Here is a 19,334-nt window from a genome sequence, read left to right as displayed (position 1 = left end):
AACGGTCAGCCGTCGGTGGGGATCGGAAGTTCGGCGTCGCCGAGGGCGGTGCACTTCCCGGTGACAGGGAGCACGGACACGGCAGGCGCCAGATCGGCCAGGACGGTGCTGCTGGCGACGGCATCGCCGTCGAGCACGATCTCGACCGCGGGCGTGCGCCCGAAGGTCGTGAACCGGTAGTTCGGCGCGTCGGTGTCGTCGATGATCCAGTCGACGCCGTTCACCGACTGGCATTGCTGCGTGGTCGGGCCGGGGATCGCGACGCCGCAATGCAGGAGGACCGTCGCGGGATCGCCCCAGGCGCCGGTGGCCTGGGCGTCGGTCCCTCGCTCGGGCAGTTCGGCGACGGCGTCGGGGAGACGCACCGTGACCTCCGCGCACTGTGGGTTGTTCGCGTCGGCGGCGGGTTCGAGCGCGACGGCGGGCGCGCACCCGGCCAGGGCCAGGGTTGCGGCTGCGGCGAGGGCGGTGGCGAGGAGCACACGAATCGGGGACATCGCCCACCAGGCTACCGTTGATCCCATGAACGAGTCTGGGAGCGCGTCCGACGATCACGGAACGGTCGGGGCCTGTGTCGGAGACCTCGCGGAGGGGGAGCTGCTCGAGCGCATCTTCCCTCGCCTGCCGCACGCCGACGCCGAACTCCTCGGGCCGGGCGACGATGCCGCGGTCGTCCTGGCGCCGGACGGTCGGTTCGTCGTCACGACGGACACGATGATCCACGGGCCGGACTTCCGGCTGGCGTGGTCGAGCGCCCACGACCTGGGGTGGAAGGCTGCGGCCAGCAACCTGGCGGACGTCGCGGCGATGGGGGCGCGTCCGACGGCACTCGTCGTCGCACTCGCCATGCCCAAGCACCTGCCGGTCGCCGTGCTCGACGGGTTCGCTGACGGACTGCGCGACGCGTGTGCGGAGCTCGCGCCCGGCTGCGGTGTCGTCGGTGGTGATCTGGCCGTGTCCGACGTCTTCATGATCGCGGTGACGGCGTTCGGCGACCTCGAGGGTCGTGCCCCCGTCCGACGTGACGGAGCGCGACCCGGCGACGTGGTCGCGGTCGCGGGGGAGTTGGGTTCGGCTGCGGCAGGTCTGCGACTCCTCTTCTCGCGTGGAGTCGACACCGACGGCGTGCCTTCGGCCGAAGCAGCATCCGTCCTACGACGCGATCACCGGTTCGAGGTGGAGGCACAACTCGCGCCACGGCCACCGATCGCGGCCGGGGTCGTCGCCGCCGTCGCCGGTGCCACGGCGATGCTCGACCTGTCGGACGGGCTCGCGCTCGATGCCGGTCGCCTCGCGCGGGCGAGTGGGGTCGCGATCGACCTGCGGGCAGAGGAGCTGGGTGCGGACGTGGCGCTCGCCCTCGCCGGTGGCGAGGACCACTCCCTCCTGGCGACGTTCCCGTCCGCTACGACGATCCCCGCCGGCTTCCGGACCATCGGCACGGCCCGGACCGGTGCCGGGGTCCTCGTCGACGGTGTGGCCTACGACGGTCGCGCCGGTTGGGACCCTTACCGCGACTGGGACGACGCGTCCGGTTGAGCGGTGTTCCCGGCCGCCGTGGCGCGAGGACCGTGCGGTGACGCGGTGACCGTGACCCGCTGACTCAGACCGGCGTGATCCACCAGACGACGGTCTCGCCGTAGGTGCTCTTCCGCAGGACCTCGAGCGCCGCGGGAAGGGTCGGTTCGGGTGAGCGGGAGCTCCGCTCGACGAGCACGAGCCCGTCGTCGGTGACCAGACCGACGAGCGCGGCGAGGTTGGCCGTGAGCTCCGTTTCGGGGAGGTCGTACGGGGGATCGATGAAGACGAGGTCGGACGGTATCGTCGCCCCGGACAGGTAGGTGCCGACCGACTTGGCGTGCACCGTGATGCGCGGTGCCGCTCCGCGAGGCGCTGCCGAGGTCACGATCCTCGCGTTGGCACGACACAGCTTCGCGGCCTCCGACCCTCGGTCGACGAGGGTGATCACCGCGGCACCCCGGCTGGCGCACTCGAGCCCCAGCGACCCCGAGCCTGCGTACAGGTCGAGCACCTCGGCGCCGGCGATCACGTCGCGGGCCTCCAACGCGGAGAAGAGGGCCTCGCGGACGCGATCGCTCGTCGGTCGTGTACCGCTGCCCGGAACCCGGATCGTGCGTGATCCGGCGAAACCCGAGATGATCCTGATGCCGGCCATGGTCCCATCCTCGCAGGCTGGGCGAAGCCGAGCGAACCGCGGTGTCCGAGGTCCCGAATAGAATCGACGGCATGACGGGGATCGAGCTGGGCACGAAGCTCGGCGGTGTCCTCGGCGGACGAACCGCGACGGCACTCCAGAAGGCGTTCGGCGTCGAGACCGTCGGCGACCTCCTCGAGCACTACCCGCGTCGCTACGCGAAGCGCGGCGAGCTGACGGTCATCGGCCAGCTGCCGCTCGGCGAGGACGTGACGATCGTCGCCGACGTCCTCGAGGTCCGCGACCGCCAGATGAAGCAACGCAAGGGCTCCATCCTCGAGGTCGTCATCTCCGACGGTCAGGGTCGACTCAACCTCACCTTCTTCAACCAGCCCTGGCGGGCGAACGAACTCCGGCCGGGCTTGCGTGGCATCTTCGCGGGCAAGGTCGGCGATTACCGCGGCAGTTATCAGCTCGCGCATCCGCAGTATCAGCTCTTCCCCGACGACGCCGACGCGCCGGCGCTCGCGGACGCCCAGGCGAAGGCGTGGTCGGAGGCGCCCATCCCGATCTATCCGGCGACGAGCACGATCACGAGCTGGAACCTCAAGCAGTCCGTGGAGCTGGTGCTCGACGCCCTGCCGCCGCAGGAGGACCCGGTCCCGCTGTCGGTCCGGGCTGCGAGGGGTGAGCTCTCCTTCGACGCCGCCATCCGGGCCGTCCACCGCCCGACGGTCGACCGCGACTGGCAGCGTGGTCGCCGCAGCCTGCGGTATCAGGAGGCGTACCTCCTCCAGACGGCCCTGCTCCAGCAGCGTGCGGCCACCCGTGCGCTGGCGGCCGAACCCCGCGTGCCGAAAGCCGGCGGCTACCTCGAGCGCCTCGATGCCGCGCTCCCGTTCGAGCTGACCGGCGACCAGCAGACGGTCGGCACGGAGATCGCGGCCGACCTCGCGCAGCCCAATCCGATGAACCGGCTCGTCCAGGGCGAGGTCGGTTCGGGCAAGACGCTCGTCGCCCTCCGGGCGATGGCGGCCGTCGCCGACAGCGGGGGACAGTCGGTGCTGCTGGCGCCCACCGAGGTCCTCGCGGCGCAGCACCTGCGGTCGATCGTCCGTTCGCTCGGCCCCGACCTCTCGGCCGAGCTCATGCCGACGCTGCTCACCGGCCAGCTGCCGACCTCCGATCGCAAACGGGCGCTGCTGCGGATCGTCGCAGGCCAGGCCCGGATCGTGATCGGGACGCACGCGCTGCTGGGCGACGCCGTGACCTTCGCCGATCTGGGGATGGTCGTCGTCGACGAACAGCACCGCTTCGGCGTGGAGCAGCGAGACCAGCTCCGTCAGAAGGGACGCACACCGCCGCACGTCCTCGTGCTGACCGCGACGCCGATCCCGCGGACCGTGGCCATGACCGTCTTCGGCGACCTCGACGTCAGCATCATCAGGGAGCTGCCACGCGGGCGGCAGGGGATCGAGAGCTTCGTGGTCGCCCTGGCCGATCACCCGCGGTGGATCTCCCGCGTCTGGGAGCGCCTCGCCGAGGAACTCGCGCAGGGGCGGCAGGGGTTCGTGGTGTGCCCGGCGATCGACGCCAAGGAGGTCGAGCCCGGCGAGGCGCTCGAGGAGGACGTCGATCCGGCGCGGCCGATCGCGTCCGTGCTCACCACGGTGGAGCAGCTGCGTACCCACCCGCTGCTCGCGTCCCGACGCATCGACGTCCTCCACGGCCGGATGAGCGCGGAGGAGAAGGACCGCACGATGCGGGCCTTCGCCGCCGGTGAGATCGACGTGCTCGTGGCGACGACGGTCATCGAGGTGGGCGTCGACGTCCCCAACGCCTCGACGATGGTCGTGCTCGACGCGGAACGCTTCGGGGTGTCGCAGCTCCACCAGCTCCGCGGACGCGTCGGCCGAGGCGGCGTCCCCGGGCTGTGTCTGCTCGTCACCGCGGCGGAGGCGGAGAGCACCGCACGCGAGCGCGTCGACGCGGTGGCCGCGACGCTCGACGGCTTCGACCTCGCGCAGGTCGACCTCGAGCTGCGGCGCGAGGGTGACGTCCTCGGCAGCATGCAGTCGGGCGGGCGGTCCTCGCTCAAGCTGCTCCGGGTCGTGCACGACAGCGAGGTCATCATCGAGGCGCGGGCGGATGCCGCCGAGCTCCTCGAGACCGACCCCGACCTCGCCGACCACCCGGTGCTGGCCGAAGCGCTCCGCAGACGCCTCGACGAATCCGACCGCGCCGCGCTCGCCAAGAACTGAGCACCGATAGGCTGGCGGCATGAAGCGGATCGCCGTCGTCCCCGGATCGTTCGACCCAGTCACCCTCGGTCACCTGGATGTCATCGAGCGGGCGGCGCGCATCTTCGACGAACTGCACGTGCTGGTCGTGCACAATCCCGACAAGTCCGCGCTGCTGCCGATGCCGCAGCGGGTGTCCTTGCTCGAGCGCTCCATCGCCGACGGCGGGTTGCCCGACAACATCGTCGTCGCGCAGTGGAACGTCGGCCTGCTCGTCGACTACTGCACGGACGTCGGCGCGAGCGTGCTCGTGAAGGGCATCCGCTCGCAGGTCGACGTCGCGTACGAGACGCCCATGGCGATCATGAACCGCAGCCTCGCCGGCGTGGAGACGGTCTTCCTCCTGCCCGATCCGGCGCACGCGCACGTGTCCAGTTCACTCGTCCGGCAGGTGGCCGCGCTCGGTGGCGATGTCAGCCCGTACGTCCCGCAGGTGGTGGCGACCTTCCTCCAGGAGGGCTAGGGCGTCCTCCCGGTCGGGTTCGGCGTAGAATCGTCGATCGTGACTAGGAAGAGAACGAACAATTCGCCGTTCAGCGTCAACGTGCGCGATCTGGTGAACCGTCCCGGGGAGATGCGCGAGCACGACCTCGAGGTGGTGCTCGCCGAGCGCTGGGGCGAGGGCCTGGTCGCCGTCCAGGAGGGCACGACGCTCTCCGAGCAGGTGCGTCTCGAGTCCGTGCACGAGGGGATCCTCGTGACCGTCGACGTCGACGCACTGGCGACCGGCGAGTGCGGACGCTGCCTCCGCGACATCGAACTGCCTGTCGAAGTCGAGATTCAGGAACTTTTCGCGTATCCTGATTCGGAAGCGTCTGACTTCGAGGTTCACGACGACCACGTGGATCTTGAACCTCTGGTCAGAGATGCGGTAGTTCTCGCATTACCGTTTCAGCCGGTGTGCCAGCCGGATTGCCCCGGACTCGACCCCGAGACCGGTGAGCGGCTGGCCGAACGTCCGGAACGACACCCTCACGACGTCGCAGATCCTCGCTGGTCTGCGCTCGCGGGCTTGTCCTCAGACTCCGTACTTGACACAGACGCCAGCAGCGCCCAGCGCGCCGCTGCAGACACAGAAGAGAGATAGATCATGGCTGGAAACCCCCCGAAGCGGAAGGTCTCGCGCTCGAACACCCGCTCGCGTCGCTCGCAGTGGAAGGCCGCCGTGCCGACGCTCGTGAAGACGGTGGAGAACGGCCGCGTCACGTACAGCCTGCCGCACCGCGCCAAGGTCGTCGAGGACTCGCAGGGCACCGCCCTGTACCTCGAGTACAAGGGCCGCAAGGTCGCAGACGTCTGATCCGCGCGTTGAACGTCCGCGTTCGAACAGCGTGAACACGAATCATTCCGACCACACCGGAATCGGCTCCGAATCGGAGACCGATCCCGGTGTGGTCGTTTTCGCACGGCAACTGGGTGTCGACGTCTCCTACGAGCTGCTCGACCTGGCGCTGACGCACCGCTCGTACGCGTACGAGCACGGTGGACTCCCGCACAACGAGCGCCTCGAGTTCCTCGGCGACTCGATCCTCGGGCAGGCCGTCACCGTCATGCTCTACCGCGACTTCCCGCACCTCGACGAAGGCCAGCTGGCGAAGCGACGTGCGAGCCTCGTCTCGACGATCGCGCTCGCCGAGGTCGCACGTTCGATCGGGCTGGGCGAGCGGATCAAGCTCGGCAAGGGTGAGGACCAGACCGGTGGGCGCGACAAGGCGTCCATCCTGGCCGACACGATGGAGGCCGTCATCGGTGCGACGTACCTGTCGGCCGGCCCCGACGCGGCGACGGCACTCGTCCTGCGACTGGTGAACCCCCTGCTCGAGAACCCCGAGCGCTTCGGCGCGGCGATGGACCCGAAGACGAGCCTCCAGGAGGCCGCTGCGGCCATCGGGGCGCCGGCGCCCGTCTACGAGATCGCCAGCTCCGGCCCCGACCACAACCGACGGTTCGTCGCGACGGTGACCGTGGGAACCGCGGTCACGGCGACGGGCTCCGGTACGAGCAAGAAGCACGCCGAGATGGCGGCGGCCCTGGAAGCCTGGTCGAGGATCAGTGCCGGAACTCCCTGAGGTCGAGGTCGTCCGCGCCGGCTTGGAGCCCGCCGTCAGCGGCGCGACCATCGCCGGCGTCGAGGTCTTCGACGAACGCTCCCTGCGCCGCCACGCGAGTGGTGTCGCCGACTTCACCGCACGGCTGACGGGGCGGACCATCCGATCGGCCGTCCGACGCGGGAAGTTCCTCTGGTTCCCCCTCGACGACGATGAGGCGATCGTCGGTCACCTGGGTATGAGCGGGCAGATGCTGCTCCGGTCGCCCGGCGACGACGCCGACCGACTCCTGCGCATCCGCTTGCAGTTGGAGCATCCCGAGCACGGCGAGCTCTGGCTGCACTTCGTCGACCAGCGGATCTTCGGGTCCATGGCGGTGACCGCGCTCGTCCCGACGACGGACGGAGCCGCAGGTGGGTTCGGCGACGAGGTCGCGATGGTGCCCGACCAGGTCGCGCACATCGCCCGCGACCCGATGGACCCGGCCTTCGACGACGCCGTCTTCCTCCGACGACTGCGCGAGAAACGCACCGGTGTGAAGCGGGCGCTCCTCGATCAGACCCTGGTCAGCGGGATCGGCAACATCTACGCGGACGAGTCGCTCTGGGCGGCGCGCATCCACCCCGAGCAGGAGACCGCCCGTCTCGGGCTCGGTCGCGCCGGCCGGCTGCTCGATGAGGTGCGTGCCGTGCTCGCGAAGGCCCTGGCGGAGGGCGGGACGAGCTTCGACGCCCAGTATGTGAACGTCAACGGTCAGGCGGGGTACTTCGCGCACAGTCTGAACGCCTACGGTCGGCAGGGTAAGCCGTGTGCGCGCTGCGGCACGTTCATCGTCCGCGAGCAGTTCATGAACCGCGGCTCGCACCGCTGTCCGGTCTGCCAGCGCCGCACCTGACGATCAGTCGCTACGGGGGAGTCGGCGCTGCCATTCTCCGGAGTAGCCGACGATGCGGAACCCGAGTCGGTCGTTGATCGCGAGCATGTGCGCGTTCTCGTCGGCGTTCCAGGTGTAGATCCGGGACCGCTCGGGTGCCTGATCGGCGAGTGCGATGAGGTTCGCCGCCTTCATCCAGAGTCCGAGGCCGTGTCCCCGGTGGTCGGCGAGCACGAGCGTGTCCCACTGCTCCGCGTGTTCCTTGCCCTCGCCGAGGACGAGCTCGCTGTACCCGGCGACCGCGCCGCTGTCGCGGTGGACGGCGGCGACGACGATCGCGTGGTCGCCGGACGCCGCCAGCTGGTCCTCGCGCGCGCGGACCCGCTCGGGCGTCCAGACCTCGGGGTCGAGTTCCAGATCGGCGGCCGGGATGTCGGTCGCCATGTGTTCGCGGGCCGTCGCGAGCGAGCCGAGCAGCTCGTCGGGGGTGTGATCCACCCACTGCACGAGGCGGTACGCGTGTCCGGCACGGGCGGTCGACGTCTCGACGATGTCAGGCAGCTCCCCGAGCATCGAGGCGAGGTCGCAGCGGTTGGTCCGCTCGACCTGCGCGAGGGCGTATCCACGATCGAGCATGAACCGGCTGGCCGCGGCGTTCGCGGGGATCGCCCGTTCGCCGACGCTCGCACCGAGGAGTGGTTCGTCGGTCGGGATGTCGTCGACGGCGTGCTGGGTGAAGGCGGTCACCGTCGGGCGGCCGGCCGCGAGGGCCCGTCGCTCCAACTCCTGCAGGAGCGCCGTGCCGATCCCTCGACGCCGCTCCTCTGCGAGAACGCCGACGTTCAGGGAGGCCGTCACCGCGTCGGCCTCGGTGCCGTATCCGAGCCAGCCGCGACCGACCACACGCCCGTCGAGGACGGCGGCGAGCAGGACGCGTCGCTGGAACCGCTGGTCGCGGTACTCGGGAAGGGCCATCGCGGAGGTCAAGGCGAAGTCGTCGGTGGACCAGATCTCGGCTTCGAGCGTGTTCGCGACGTCCTGGACCGCGTCGAACACCGCTGAGCTCCCGGTCGCCGGGATCTCGACCTCGTCGATCGTGACGCGCATCGTCGCCTCCCTCCCACACCAGACCGTCCTGGGTGATGCGGTCCATGCTACGACCGCCGCGGCGGGCCGGCACAGCGTGGTGTCCCTCGTCCGTCCGCGGATTCGCTACCGTAGTGCACAGCATCCGCGACGCGGGAGAGGAGGTGCGCGTGTACCTGAAGAGCCTGACGCTCAAAGGGTTCAAGTCCTTCGCGCACCCCACCACCTTCGCGTTCGAGCAGGGCGTCACCTGCGTCGTGGGTCCCAACGGCTCCGGCAAGTCGAACGTCGTCGACGCGCTCGCCTGGGTGATGGGCGAGCAGGGGGCGAAGACCCTTCGCGGCGGCAAGATGGAGGACGTCATCTTCGCGGGAACGTCGACCAGGGGACCGCTCGGTCGAGCCGAGGTCACGCTCACCATCGACAACAGCGACGGCGCACTGCCCATCGAGTACACCGAGGTGACGATCAGTCGCACCCTGTTCCGCAACGGCGGGAGCGAGTACGCCATCAACGGCGACACGTGTCGGTTGCTGGACGTCCAGGAGCTCCTCAGCGACTCCGGTCTGGGCCGCGAGATGCACGTCATCGTCGGACAGGGGCAGCTCGACGCGGTGCTGCGGGCGACGCCCGAGGAGCGCCGCGGCTTCATCGAGGAGGCGGCCGGCATCCTGAAGCACCGCCGACGCAAGGAGAAGACGCTCCGGAAGCTCGAGGCGATGCAGACCAACCTCACACGGTTGAGCGACCTCGCCGGAGAGATCCGCCGGCAGCTGAAGCCGCTCGGTCGTCAGGCGGAGATCGCGCGGGAGGCGCAGACGATCGCCGCGGTCGTCCGCGATGCCCGCGCCCGGATCCTCGCAGACGACGTCGTGGGCCTCCGGCGCTCCCTCGACGAGCACAACCGCTCGGAGAGTGAGCGCCACAGCGAGCGCCTCGTCCTGCAGGAGCAGCTGGAACAGGCGGAACTGCGGATCAACCGGATCGAGCAGGCACAACTCGGCGACGCGGTCGACGACGCCCGCCGGATCACGTTCGAGCTCGAGAGCGTGCAGGAGCGCCTCCGGAACCTGTACACGCTCGCCAACCAGCGGCTCGCGCTCCTCGGATCATCGACGGACACGACGGCCGCCGAACCCCGGATCACGAAGCAGATGGTCGCCGACGCGACCGCGGAGATCGACGGACTTCGGGTGGCGGTCGCCGACGCGGAGCGCGCGTTGCAGGAGGCGCAGGCGGACACCCGCGCGAAGCGCGCCGCACTCGACGCGGTGGACGTCGAGATCGCGGCGCAGAGCGCGCTCGTGTCACGACACGACCTGGAGCTCTCCAAGCTCGCGGGCGCCGTCGACGCCGCCGGGTCCAAACTCGCCGCGGTCCGTGGGGAGGCGTTGCGCCAGCAGAACGCGATCGACGCCGCCGCCCTCCGTCTGGACGCTGCGCGGCTGGAGTACGAGGCGCTCGAGGAGGACCCGACCCTGGCAGACGCCGCCGACTCCGGACTCGACGACGCCTACGAGGCGGCCCAACGCGGCGCGGCGGAGGCCGAAGGGGAGATCGAGGGCCTGCGCGAGCAGCTCCACACCCTCGAACGTGAACGCGATTCGCTCGGCGCCAAGACCAGTGCACTCTCGCGCGCCCTCGACCTCAAGACCGGTTCGGCCGAACTCGCTGCGAGCGGGATCGACGGGATCGAGGGGATCGTCGCGGACCGGGTGCAGGTCCGACCCGGCCACGAGTCGGCTGTGGCCGCAGCGCTCGGCACGCTCGCGGAGGCCGCCGTCGCCGTCGACCGGCACGCTGCCTGGCGGGCGCTCGATCACGCGGCCGACCAGGATCTCGGCCGGGTCGAGATCGTCATCGCCGACGGTGTGCGGGACGTCCCGGACGCGCCCGCCGGGTTCACCTCGGCTGCCGAGCTGGTGGAGGCCCCTCCTGGCGTGCTGGGGATCCTCGCCTCGGTCCTCGTCGTCGACTCGCTCGACGACGCGATCGCGGCGTACGACCGACTCGGCTCGTCACTCAGCGCGTTCACCCTCGTGACCCGTGACGGCGCGGTCGTCACGGACAGCATCGTCCGCGGGGGGAGCGGCGGAGCGCAGAGCCGCATCGAACTGCTGGCCGAACGCGATGCGGCAGCCGATCGACACGGCGAGGTCGAGTCGCTCATCGAACGGGCGCGCTTCGCCCTGGCCGAGCAGCGCACGATCCTGCAGGAGGCGAAGCAGACCGCGCAGGCAGCGCTCAGCGCCCTCCGCGAGTTCGACGCCAACCGTGCGTCACAGGCCGAGCGCGTGAACCGGGTCACGGTCCGGTACGAATCCGCACAGGCCGAACACGACCGCCTGCTCGCCGCTGCCGGGACGGCGGAGGCGGCCGTCGCCGACGCCGCTGCCGCCGTGGAGCGGGCCAAGCTGGACCACGACACCGCTCGCGCGCGTCCACGACCACTCCTCGACGTGTCGGCACGCGACGGGCTCTCCGCCGAACTGGACGCGGCGCGCGAGGCCGAAGTGCAGCACCGCCTCCTCCTCGAGACCGCGCGCGAACGCGTGCGGGCGGAGGAGCTCGCGGTCGCGAACCTCGAGCGGCAGCGGCAGGCCGACCAGGCCGCGGCTGAGGAAGCGGCTCGGCGTGCGGTCATCCGTGCGCGCCAGGCCGCGGCCGCCACCGCTGTGACGGAGGCGCTCCCGCCCGTCCTCGACTCGGTCGACCGGTCGGTCACCGAGGCCCGCGTCGCGCTCGCGGCAGCCGAGGCGACGCGGGCCAGCCGGAACGCCGAGCTCGTGCGACTGCGCGGCGAGGAGCACACGCTCCGGCAGCGGCTGCAGGTCGTCACCGAGAGCGTCCACGGTCTCGAACTCCAGATCTACGAGAAGAAGCTCCACCTGTCCGGTCTGCTCGAGCGCGCCGGGTCGGAGCTGGGACTCGTCGAGGACGTGCTCGTCGCCGAGTACGGGCCCGAGGTTCCGGTGCCCGTCGACCCTCCGACACCCCGCGCGACCGCCCGCTCGGCTGTGCGAACGGCCGACGAGACCGGTCCGGAGGTCTCGCCCGAGACGACGATGCCCGACTCGGACGAGGCGCCCGAGGCACGTGCCGACGGAACCGCGACGCCGGAAGCCGAGCCGGAGGAGGAACCCGCCGAGGAGTCGGACGACGTGCCGACGACGCCCTACGTCCGCGCCGAGCAGCAGAAGCGTCTCGCAGCAGCGGAGCGCACCTACGCCCAACTCGGACGGGTCAACCCGCTCGCGCTCGAGGAGTTCGCGGCACTCGAACAGCGCCACCGCTTCCTCACCGAACAGCTCGCCGACCTCACCAGCACCCGCGCCGACCTGCTGTCGATCATCGAGGACATCGACGGGAAGATGGAGGTCATCTTCGCATCGGCGTTCGCCGACACCGAAGCCGCCTTCACCGAGGTGTTCCCGATCCTGTTCCCGGGCGGCACGGGCAGCATCTCGCTCACCGACCCCGAGCACATGCTCACCACGGGCATCGAGGTGTCGGTCAAGCCCGCCGGCAAGAAGATCGAGCGCCTGTCGCTGCTGTCGGGCGGGGAGCGCTCGCTCGCCGCGGTCGCCCTCCTCATCGCCATCTTCAAAGCCCGACCGAGCCCGTTCTACATCATGGACGAGGTGGAGGCGGCCCTCGACGACGCGAACCTCGGGCGGCTCCTCACCATCTTCGAGGACCTCCGTCAGACGAGCCAGCTCATCGTCATCACGCACCAGAAGCGCACCATGGAGATCGCCGACGCCCTCTACGGCGTCTCGATGCGCCAGGACGGGGTGTCGGCCGTCGTCGGTCAGCGCGTGGCAGCAGAACGCGCGAGCTGATCCGGTCTCGTCCCCACGCGACGGCACCGCCTCGCCGAAGGCTACGCTGAGACCATGGCTGCACGCACACCCTGGTCACTCTCCGGTGCCCTCAAAGGCATGTTCCAACGTCCGACGATCGACGAGACCACCTGGGAGGACCTCGAGGACGCGCTCATCGGCGCCGACTTCGGTCCCGACGTCACCGAGTCGATCGTCACAGGCCTACACGCCTCCGTCGACCGCTACCGCACTACCGACCCGCGCGACCTCCAGCGCATGCTGCGCGAGGAGGTCGAGGAGCGGCTGTCGAAGTTCGACACGACGCTGAAGCTCAGCGAGCGTCCGGCGGTCGTCCTCGTCGTCGGCGTCAACGGGGTCGGCAAGACGACCACCATCGGCAAGTTCGCGAAGTTCCTCCGCAACTACGACCGCACCGTCGTCGTGGGGGCCGCGGACACCTTCCGTGCCGCTGCCGTCGAGCAGCTGGCGACGTGGGCGGAGCGCGCGGGCGCACAGATCGTCCGCCCCCAACAGCAGGGACAGGACCCGGCCTCCGTCGCCTTCCAGACGATCGAGTACGCCAAGCGGACCGGCACCGAGATCGTCATCATCGACACCGCCGGTCGGTTGCAGACGAAGGGCGGGCTCATGGACGAGCTGTCCAAGATCCGTCGCGTCGTCGAGAAGCAGGCGCCCATCGCCGAGGTCCTCCTCGTCCTCGACGCGACGACCGGTCAGAACGGTCTGTCGCAGGCGCAGGCGTTCATCGAGCACGCCGGGGTGACCGGGCTCGTCCTGACGAAGCTCGACGGCTCCGCGAAGGGCGGGTTCGTCCTCGCCGTGCAGGAGAAGACCGGCATCCCGATCAAGCTCGTCGGCCAGGGTGAGGGTATCGGCGACCTCACCGGCTTCACACCGCACGTCTTCGCACAGAACCTGGTGGGCAGCTGATGGCGATCGAACACGACTACTTCGGTGTCATCGCGACCGAGCCTGGTGGTGGCGTCTACTGGTCCGACAACATCGACGTCGGGGAGCAGTCCGTCTCCATCTCGTTGAGCGCCCCCGACGAGGACGACATCCCGGCCGATGCGCTCGACCTGGCGGCGGCGATGATCCTCGCCCTCGAGGGTTTCGACCTTCGCTCGCGTGAGGCGATGCTGAGCGAGGTCGACGACCGCACCTCCGAGGTGACCGAGTACATCATCCAGGCCGTCGAGGAGCTGGGGGAGTCCCTGCCGGACGTCCTGGTCGACGAGTCCGGAGACCGCGACGTCGACGTCATCCGGTCGATGACGCTGTTGAGCGTCGGGTTCGCGCCGCACCAGCACAACGGCGACGAGGCGTTCGCGGTCTTCGAGTACTCGCTCGACGCGGACCAGCTCGACGGCGTGCTCATGGTCGCCTACAGCTCCGACGGCGAGGTCACCGGGGTCACGAGCGAGGACTGAGCCCGGCAGGCCGAGGCGTCGGCCTCAGACCGCCTGGGCGAAGCCGAGTGAGGCGTCTGCGAGGTGCTGCAGTCCCTCGGGGACCTCGCGGCCCTTCGCCGTCATCGACTGCGCCCAGAGGCGTCCGGCGCGGTAGGACGATCTGACGAGCGGTCCGGCGAGCACGCCGAGGAACCCGATCTCCTCGGCCTCCTCCTTGATCTCGAGGAACTCCTGCGGCTTGACCCAGCGGTCCACGGGGAGGTGCCGAGGCGTCGGTCGGAGGTACTGGGTGACGGTGATGATGTCCGTGCCGGCCTCGTGCAGATCCTCGAGCGCCTGACTGATCTCGCTCCGGTCCTCGCCCATCCCGAGGATGAGGTTGGACTTCGTGATGAGGCCGGCCGCACGTGCCTGGGTCAGGACGTCGAGGGAGCGCTCGTAGCGGAAGGCGGGCCTGATCCGCTTGAAGATGCGTGGGACCGTCTCGACGTTGTGTGCGAAGACCTCCGGTCGGGAGGCGAACACCTCGCCGAGGAGGTCGGGGTCGCCGGAGAAGTCGGTCGCGAGGATCTCGACCCCCGTCCCCGGGTTCGTCTCGTGGATGCGCCGGACGGTCTCGGCGTGCAGCCACGCCCCCTCGTCGGGGAGGTCGTCACGTGCCACACCGGTGACGGTCGCGTAGCGCAGCCGCATCCGCTGTACCGAGTCGGCCACACGCCGTGGCTCGTCGCGGTCGTACTCGGCCGGCTTGCCGGTGTCGATCTGGCAGAAGTCGCAGCGCCTCGTGCACTGCGATCCGCCGATGAGGAAGGTCGCCTCGCGATCCTCCCAGCATTCGAAGATGTTCGGGCAGCCGGCTTCCTGGCAGACCGTGTGCAGACCCTCCTCCTGCACGAGCGCCTGGAGCTGTCGGTACTCGGGTCCCATCGTCGCGCGGGTCTTGATCCAGTCGGGCTTCCGCTCGATGGGGGTCTGCGCGTTCCGGACCTCGAGCCGGAGGAGCTTCCGTCCGCCGGTGTCCGCCGCGGGCGCGGGTGCCGGTGCGCCGCAGCCGCTCACGCGGCCGCTCCGATCGTGGTCGCGGACGCGGCCGTCCAGCCGGGCCGGACTGCTTCGAAGATCTCGGAGACGCGCTCGGCGACGTCGCTCGGCGTGATCCGCCGACCGAGCTCGGTGCTGATGGTGGTGACGCCGGCATCGGCGATGCCGCACGCGACGATGTGGCCGAAAGGCTCGAGGGAGTTGTCGCAGTTGAGCGCGAAGCCGTGGAGCGTGACCCCGGCCTGCACCCGGACACCGACGGCGCCGATCTTCGCGGCCGGTCCGCCGGCGACGGGGTCGACCCAGACACCCGACCGTCCGTCGATGCGGCGGCCGGTGACGCCGAGCTCCGTGATCGTCTGCAGCATGACCTCCTCGAGCAGGCGGACGTGCGCGACGACGTCGACCGGCTCAGGGAGGCGGACGATCGGGTAGCCGGTGAGCTGTCCGGGCCCGTGCCAGGTGATGCGGCCGCCGCGGTCGACCTCGACGACCGGTGTGCCGTCGTCGGGGCGCTCGTGCGGGCGGGTCAGCTTGCCCGCCGTGTACACGGGCTCGTGTTCGCACAGGATGAGGTGCTCCGGCCCGTCACCGCTGACGACCGCCTCATGGACCCGACGCTGCAGCGCCCAACCCTCGCGGTACGGGACGAACGTGGGCGCGAGCCCGGCGATGAGGAGCTGTGTCATGGCCGCCACGATAGCATTGTTGGACGCCGTCCAAATACTCATCTTCCGACCGTGGCGGCGATCGACCGGGTCGCGCCGCGGTCTGCCCTAAACTGGAGGGATCATGGCAACGTTCGGCACACTCTCTGACCGCCTCGCGGATACGTTCAAGAACCTCCGCACCAAGGGCAAGCTCTCCGCGGCCGATGTCGACGGCACCGTCCGCGAGATCCGTCGCGCCCTCCTCGACGCGGACGTCGCACTCGACGTCGTCAAGGACTTCACGGGTCGCGTGCGCGAGCGCGCCCTCGGCGACGAGGTGAGCAAGGCCCTCAACCCGGCGCAGCAGGTCGTCCAGATCGTCAACGACGAGCTCGTCACGATCCTCGGCGGACAGCAGCGGCGTCTCGAGTTCGCGAAGAAGCCGCCGACCGTCATCATGCTCGCCGGACTCCAGGGTGCCGGAAAGACGACGCTCGCCGGCAAGCTCGCCAAGTGGCTCAAGAAGGACGGCCACACGCCGCTCCTCGTCGCGTCCGACCTCCAGCGCCCCAACGCCGTCAACCAACTCCAGGTGGTCGGCGAGCAGGCGGGCGTCCCCGTCTACGCTCCCGAGCCCGGCAACGGGGTCGGCGACCCGGTCAAGGTCGCCCGCGACGGCGTCCGGTTCGCCGAGCAGAAGCTCTACGACACCGTCATCGTCGACACCGCCGGACGACTCGGCGTCGACGCCGAGCTCATGAAGCAGGCGTCGAACATCCGCAAGGCGGTCGATCCCGACGAGGTCCTCTTCGTCATCGACGCGATGATCGGTCAGGACGCGGTCGCGACGGCCAAGGCCTTCCTCGACGGCGTCGACTTCACCGGCGTGGTGCTCTCCAAGCTCGACGGCGACGCCCGCGGTGGTGCGGCACTCTCCATCGCCTCGGTCACCGGACGCCCCATCATGTTCGCGTCGACCGGTGAGGGTCTCGACGACTTCGAGCCGTTCCACCCCGACCGCATGGCGAGCCGGATCCTCGACCTCGGTGACATCCTCACCCTCATCGAGCAGGCGCAGCAGAACTTCGACGAGGAGGAGGCGCGCAAGGTCGCGGAGAAGTTCGCGACCGACTCCTTCACGCTCGACGACTTCCTCAAGCAGATGCAGCAGCTGCGCGGCATGGGTTCCATCAAGAAGATGATGGGCATGCTCCCCGGCATGGGGCAGATGAAGGAGCAGCTCCAGAACTTCGACGAGCGCGAGATCGTCCGGACCGAGGCCATCATCCAGTCGATGACCAAGGCCGAGCGCACGAACCCGAAGGTCCTCAACGGGTCCCGTCGCCTGCGTATCGCCAAGGGTTCCGGCATGACCGTCACCGAGGTCAACGCCCTCGTCAACCGTTTCGAGCAGGCGGCCAAGATGATGAAGACGGTCGCCAAGGGTGGCGTGCCGAACATCCCCGGGATGGGTCCGGTCCCCGGTGCGCGGACGAACCGACCGAAGCCGCAGGCCAAGAAGAAGGGTTCCCGTTCGGGCAACCCGGCCAAGCGCGCGGCGGAGAACGCCGGCGCCGTCGAGACGCAGGCTGCCGCCACGGGCGCTGGCTTCGGCCTCGGCGGCGGTTCGTCGTCGGGATCGGCCGCCCCGACCGAGGCGGAGCTCGCCGAGCTGCAGAAGTTCCTGGGTCGCTGAGTCGAGCGGAGGCGGTATGCGCGCGCTGAGGGCACCGGCCTCGGTCGTCGCAGTCGTCCTGACCGTGGGCTTGCTCGCCGGGTGCTCCGCGCCGTCACCGGGCGAACGCGTCCTGGGTACCTGGGGTGAGGGCACCGGCGCTGCCGATCCGCACCTGGTGTTCACCGACGACGGCCGAGTGAGTGGTTCGGACGGCTGCAACAGCCTCTCTGGATCCTGGCGTGCGAAGGACGACGCGGTCGTCGTCTCCGACGTCGCGAGCACCCTGATGGCGTGCCCGGGCGTCGACACCTGGCTGCGGGGGATCGCACAGGCGACGCTCTCGGACGACGGCGGGCGTTTGACCGTGACCGACGACGCCGGCACGCGGATCGGGACGCTCGACCGAGCGGAGTGACGCCGCCTCGTCAGGCGGAGGGCTGGACCCCGTGCCGCAGCTCCTTCGCGAGCGAGCTCACGACCGCCTGCAGGCTGCCGCCGTTCGCGTGGGCGACGGCGAGCTGACGCTGGTAGCTCGCGCCGTGCTCGATGATCGTGGCGATGCTCGCCAGCTCATCGGCGCAGCCGAGCCGACGGGCGACCGGCGCGAGGGTGTCGAGCAGGTCGTGCAGGTCGTCGGTCACGAGGCGCTCGTGGCCCGAGGAGTCGAGGATGATCTCGGCGTCCAGGCCGTAGCGGGCCGCGCGCCACTTGTTCTCGCGGACGTACCACGGCTGCAGGGTCTGCAGGCGCTCTCCGGCGTCGAGGCGATCGGACAGGTGCTCGGTGAGGCAGTGGATGAGCGAGGCGAGGGCGCCGAACTCCGCGACGGTCGACGCCCCGTCGCACGCGCGCATCTCCACCGTGCCCCACTGGGGCGACGGTCGCACATCCCAGCGGACCTCGGTGTGGTCCTCGATGATGCCGGTCACCGTCATGTCGTCGACGTAGGCCTCGAATTGCTCCCAGTCGGAGAGCTGGTAGGGGAGGCCCGCCGTCGGGAGCTGCTGGAACATGAGCGCGCGGTTCGACGCGTACCCGGTGTCGACCCCGCCCCAGTACGGGCTGGACGCCGACAGCGCCTGGAGGTGGGGCAGGTAGGTCAGCAGCCCGTTCATGATCGGGAGGACCTTGTCGACCGTCTCGACGCCGACGTGCGCGTGCACACCCCAGATCATCATGTTGCGACCCCACCACTGGGTGCGGTCGATGAGCTTGTGGTACCGGGGCTTGTCGGTGACCTGCTGGTCGTACCACTGGCCGAACGGGTGCGAACCGCTGCAGATGAGCTCGACGCCCATCGGATCCGTGATCGTCCGCACCTCGGCCAGCTGGCCCTCGAGGTCCGCGATCGCCTCGGGGACCGTGTGGTGGACACCCGAGACGAGTTCGACGGTGTTGAGCAGCAGCTCGTTGGTGATCTGCGGATGATCGGAACCGTCGCTCGGGCGGAGTTCCGACAGGACGGTGTCCGCCGCGCCGACGAGATCGCCGGTGTCGCGGTCGACGAGGGCGACCTCCCACTCGAGGCCGACGGTCGAACGCTCGGATCTGGCGAACTCGATGGGCATTGGCGTCGACCTCCCGCAGGGCGCGGCCGGGTGCCGCACGCCAGCCCATCTTCACACGGGGTGGAGGGGTCATCCGGTATCGGTGTCGCCGGATTACCCAGATCGCCCGATGTCTGGCAGAATAGAGAGTTGAGTCTGCGCGGAGTTCGACCCTCTATCCGACGCCCGCAGCAACCACAGTTTTCGCGTCGAGCGTGTGGCCCCACCTTTCGGCAGCGAGCACATCAAACATCACATCATTCAGGAGAATCGTGGCTGTCAAAATCCGTCTCAAGCGTCTCGGCAAGATCCGTGCGCCGTACTACCGCATCGTCGTCGCAGACTCGCGCACGAAGCGCGACGGTCGTGTCATCGAGGAGATCGGCAAGTACCACCCCACCGAGGAGCCCTCGTTCATCGAGGTCGACTCCGAGCGTGCGCAGTACTGGCTCAGCGTCGGCGCCCAGCCGACCGAGCAGGTCGCAGCGCTCCTCAAGCTCACCGGTGACTGGGGCAAGTTCAAGGGCGACAAGGACGCCGTGAGCACCGTCCGCGTCAAGGAGCCGAAGGCCGCCTTCGTCGCCGACGAGAAGAAGAAGCCCGTCCTCAAGCCGAAGGCCGAGGCTCCCGCGGCCAAGGCTGCTCCGGCCGAGGCCGAGGCGCCCGCTGCCGACGCCGCTGAAGCAGAGCAGGCGTAG

The 19,334-nt window shown here is 69.8% G+C and carries 19 protein-coding genes; 13 read left to right on the top strand and 6 right to left on the bottom strand.

Annotated elements, in window-relative coordinates; translation table 11 throughout:
• Positions 1-5: 5 nt before the first annotated feature.
• Positions 6-497: a DUF3515 family protein gene (locus QRN44_RS11990; RefSeq protein ID WP_079002232.1), complete on the bottom strand. Its 492-nt coding sequence runs from the start codon at positions 495-497 to the stop codon at positions 6-8.
• 25 nt (positions 498-522) lie between these two features.
• Between QRN44_RS11990 and thiL the strand changes: the two genes are divergently transcribed.
• Positions 523-1,539 carry a thiamine-phosphate kinase gene (gene thiL, locus QRN44_RS11985; RefSeq protein WP_175116047.1) on the top strand — a complete coding sequence of 339 codons (1,017 nt, stop codon included), beginning with the start codon at positions 523-525 and terminating at the stop codon, positions 1,537-1,539.
• 64 nt (positions 1,540-1,603) lie between these two features.
• Here the strand turns inward: thiL and QRN44_RS11980 are convergent, their stop codons facing one another.
• The gene (locus QRN44_RS11980; protein WP_175116046.1) at positions 1,604-2,176 is read right to left on the bottom strand and encodes an RsmD family RNA methyltransferase; all 573 of its coding nucleotides are present in this window, start codon (positions 2,174-2,176) and stop codon (positions 1,604-1,606) included.
• Between the two features lie 71 nt (positions 2,177-2,247).
• Between QRN44_RS11980 and QRN44_RS11975 the strand changes: the two genes are divergently transcribed.
• The 6 genes from QRN44_RS11975 to mutM all read left to right on the top strand — a co-directional run bounded on the left by QRN44_RS11975 (position 2,248) and on the right by mutM (position 7,398).
• Entirely contained in the window at positions 2,248-4,416 is a 2,169-nt protein-coding gene (locus QRN44_RS11975) for an ATP-dependent DNA helicase RecG (RefSeq protein WP_285039224.1), read from the top strand.
• A gap of 19 nt (positions 4,417-4,435) precedes the next feature.
• Complete coding sequence (coaD, locus tag QRN44_RS11970) at positions 4,436-4,918, top strand: pantetheine-phosphate adenylyltransferase (RefSeq protein WP_064296302.1); 483 nt, start codon at positions 4,436-4,438, stop codon at positions 4,916-4,918.
• Between the two features lie 111 nt (positions 4,919-5,029).
• Complete coding sequence (locus QRN44_RS11965; RefSeq protein WP_071261222.1) at positions 5,030-5,542, top strand: YceD family protein; 513 nt, start codon at positions 5,030-5,032, stop codon at positions 5,540-5,542.
• 3 nt (positions 5,543-5,545) lie between these two features.
• Complete coding sequence (gene rpmF / locus QRN44_RS11960; protein ID WP_056006932.1) at positions 5,546-5,755, top strand: 50S ribosomal protein L32; 210 nt, start codon at positions 5,546-5,548, stop codon at positions 5,753-5,755.
• Between the two features lie 91 nt (positions 5,756-5,846).
• Positions 5,847-6,524: a ribonuclease III gene (gene rnc / locus QRN44_RS11955; RefSeq protein WP_086473824.1), complete on the top strand. Its 678-nt coding sequence runs from the start codon at positions 5,847-5,849 to the stop codon at positions 6,522-6,524.
• Positions 6,508-7,398 (top strand): bifunctional DNA-formamidopyrimidine glycosylase/DNA-(apurinic or apyrimidinic site) lyase, encoded by an 891-nt coding sequence (gene mutM, locus QRN44_RS11950; RefSeq protein ID WP_121290193.1) that lies wholly within the window; start codon positions 6,508-6,510, stop codon positions 7,396-7,398. Before rnc ends, mutM begins: the two co-directional genes overlap by 17 nt.
• Before the next feature lie 3 nt (positions 7,399-7,401).
• Here mutM and QRN44_RS11945 read toward each other — a convergent pair whose 3' ends face one another.
• Entirely contained in the window at positions 7,402-8,484 is a 1,083-nt protein-coding gene (locus QRN44_RS11945) for a GNAT family N-acetyltransferase (protein WP_121290194.1), read from the bottom strand.
• Positions 8,485-8,633: 149 nt separating this feature from the next.
• On the opposite strand from QRN44_RS11945, the gene QRN44_RS11940 reads away from it, so the two are divergent.
• From QRN44_RS11940 to QRN44_RS11930, 3 genes are read left to right on the top strand one after another with little or no spacing between them, the layout of a single operon-like run.
• On the top strand, positions 8,634-12,305 hold the full coding sequence (locus tag QRN44_RS11940) for a chromosome segregation SMC family protein (RefSeq protein ID WP_121290386.1): 3,672 nt from the start codon (positions 8,634-8,636) through the stop codon (positions 12,303-12,305).
• 54 nt (positions 12,306-12,359) lie between these two features.
• Positions 12,360-13,238, top strand: coding sequence for a signal recognition particle-docking protein FtsY (gene ftsY / locus QRN44_RS11935; protein WP_079002237.1), 879 nt, complete (start codon positions 12,360-12,362; stop codon positions 13,236-13,238).
• Positions 13,238-13,738, top strand: a complete 501-nt coding sequence (locus QRN44_RS11930; protein WP_064296305.1) for a DUF2004 domain-containing protein — start codon at positions 13,238-13,240, stop codon at positions 13,736-13,738. The genes ftsY and QRN44_RS11930 overlap by 1 nt, the downstream gene beginning before the upstream one ends.
• Positions 13,739-13,762: 24 nt before the next feature.
• Here the strand turns inward: QRN44_RS11930 and lipA are convergent, their stop codons facing one another.
• Positions 13,763-14,779 carry a lipoyl synthase gene (lipA, locus tag QRN44_RS11925; protein WP_121290196.1) on the bottom strand — a complete coding sequence of 339 codons (1,017 nt, stop codon included), beginning with the start codon at positions 14,777-14,779 and terminating at the stop codon, positions 13,763-13,765.
• Positions 14,776-15,450, bottom strand: a complete 675-nt coding sequence (gene lipB, locus QRN44_RS11920; RefSeq protein ID WP_121290198.1) for a lipoyl(octanoyl) transferase LipB — start codon at positions 15,448-15,450, stop codon at positions 14,776-14,778. Before lipB ends, lipA begins: the two co-directional genes overlap by 4 nt.
• 103 nt (positions 15,451-15,553) lie before the next feature.
• Between lipB and ffh the strand changes: the two genes are divergently transcribed.
• Positions 15,554-17,107, top strand: coding sequence for a signal recognition particle protein (ffh, locus tag QRN44_RS11915; RefSeq protein ID WP_121290200.1), 1,554 nt, complete (start codon positions 15,554-15,556; stop codon positions 17,105-17,107).
• Between the two features lie 16 nt (positions 17,108-17,123).
• On the top strand, positions 17,124-17,504 hold the full coding sequence (locus tag QRN44_RS11910) for an META domain-containing protein (protein ID WP_121290202.1): 381 nt from the start codon (positions 17,124-17,126) through the stop codon (positions 17,502-17,504).
• Positions 17,505-17,514: 10 nt separating this feature from the next.
• Here the strand turns inward: QRN44_RS11910 and QRN44_RS11905 are convergent, their stop codons facing one another.
• The gene (locus QRN44_RS11905; RefSeq protein ID WP_121290204.1) at positions 17,515-18,657 is read right to left on the bottom strand and encodes a glutamate--cysteine ligase; all 1,143 of its coding nucleotides are present in this window, start codon (positions 18,655-18,657) and stop codon (positions 17,515-17,517) included.
• Positions 18,658-18,908: 251 nt separating this feature from the next.
• Between QRN44_RS11905 and rpsP the strand changes: the two genes are divergently transcribed.
• Entirely contained in the window at positions 18,909-19,334 is a 426-nt protein-coding gene (gene rpsP / locus QRN44_RS11900; RefSeq protein ID WP_064296311.1) for a 30S ribosomal protein S16, read from the top strand.

Source organism: Plantibacter sp. lyk4-40-MEA-4, assembly GCF_030209415.1.
Lineage (GTDB): Bacteria > Actinomycetota > Actinomycetes > Actinomycetales > Microbacteriaceae > Plantibacter > Plantibacter flavus_A.
The sequence above is the reverse complement of the archived record's forward strand: the minus strand, read 5'-3'. Positions and strand labels throughout refer to the sequence as shown.

Coding starts and splice junctions, on each gene's coding strand:
- QRN44_RS11905 (WP_121290204.1), bottom strand. CDS start 18,657: ATGCCCATCGAGTTCGCCAGATCCGAGCGTTCGACCGTCGGCCTCGAG.
- ftsY (WP_079002237.1), top strand. CDS start 12,360: ATGGCTGCACGCACACCCTGGTCACTCTCCGGTGCCCTCAAAGGCATG.
- QRN44_RS11945 (WP_121290194.1), bottom strand. CDS start 8,484: ATGCGCGTCACGATCGACGAGGTCGAGATCCCGGCGACCGGGAGCTCA.
- QRN44_RS11910 (WP_121290202.1), top strand. CDS start 17,124: ATGCGCGCGCTGAGGGCACCGGCCTCGGTCGTCGCAGTCGTCCTGACC.
- QRN44_RS11980 (WP_175116046.1), bottom strand. CDS start 2,176: ATGGCCGGCATCAGGATCATCTCGGGTTTCGCCGGATCACGCACGATC.
- coaD (WP_064296302.1), top strand. CDS start 4,436: ATGAAGCGGATCGCCGTCGTCCCCGGATCGTTCGACCCAGTCACCCTC.
- ffh (WP_121290200.1), top strand. CDS start 15,554: ATGGCAACGTTCGGCACACTCTCTGACCGCCTCGCGGATACGTTCAAG.
- QRN44_RS11930 (WP_064296305.1), top strand. CDS start 13,238: ATGGCGATCGAACACGACTACTTCGGTGTCATCGCGACCGAGCCTGGT.
- QRN44_RS11965 (WP_071261222.1), top strand. CDS start 5,030: ATGCGCGAGCACGACCTCGAGGTGGTGCTCGCCGAGCGCTGGGGCGAG.
- lipB (WP_121290198.1), bottom strand. CDS start 15,450: ATGACACAGCTCCTCATCGCCGGGCTCGCGCCCACGTTCGTCCCGTAC.
- QRN44_RS11990 (WP_079002232.1), bottom strand. CDS start 497: ATGTCCCCGATTCGTGTGCTCCTCGCCACCGCCCTCGCCGCAGCCGCA.
- QRN44_RS11975 (WP_285039224.1), top strand. CDS start 2,248: ATGACGGGGATCGAGCTGGGCACGAAGCTCGGCGGTGTCCTCGGCGGA.
- rpmF (WP_056006932.1), top strand. CDS start 5,546: ATGGCTGGAAACCCCCCGAAGCGGAAGGTCTCGCGCTCGAACACCCGC.
- thiL (WP_175116047.1), top strand. CDS start 523: ATGAACGAGTCTGGGAGCGCGTCCGACGATCACGGAACGGTCGGGGCC.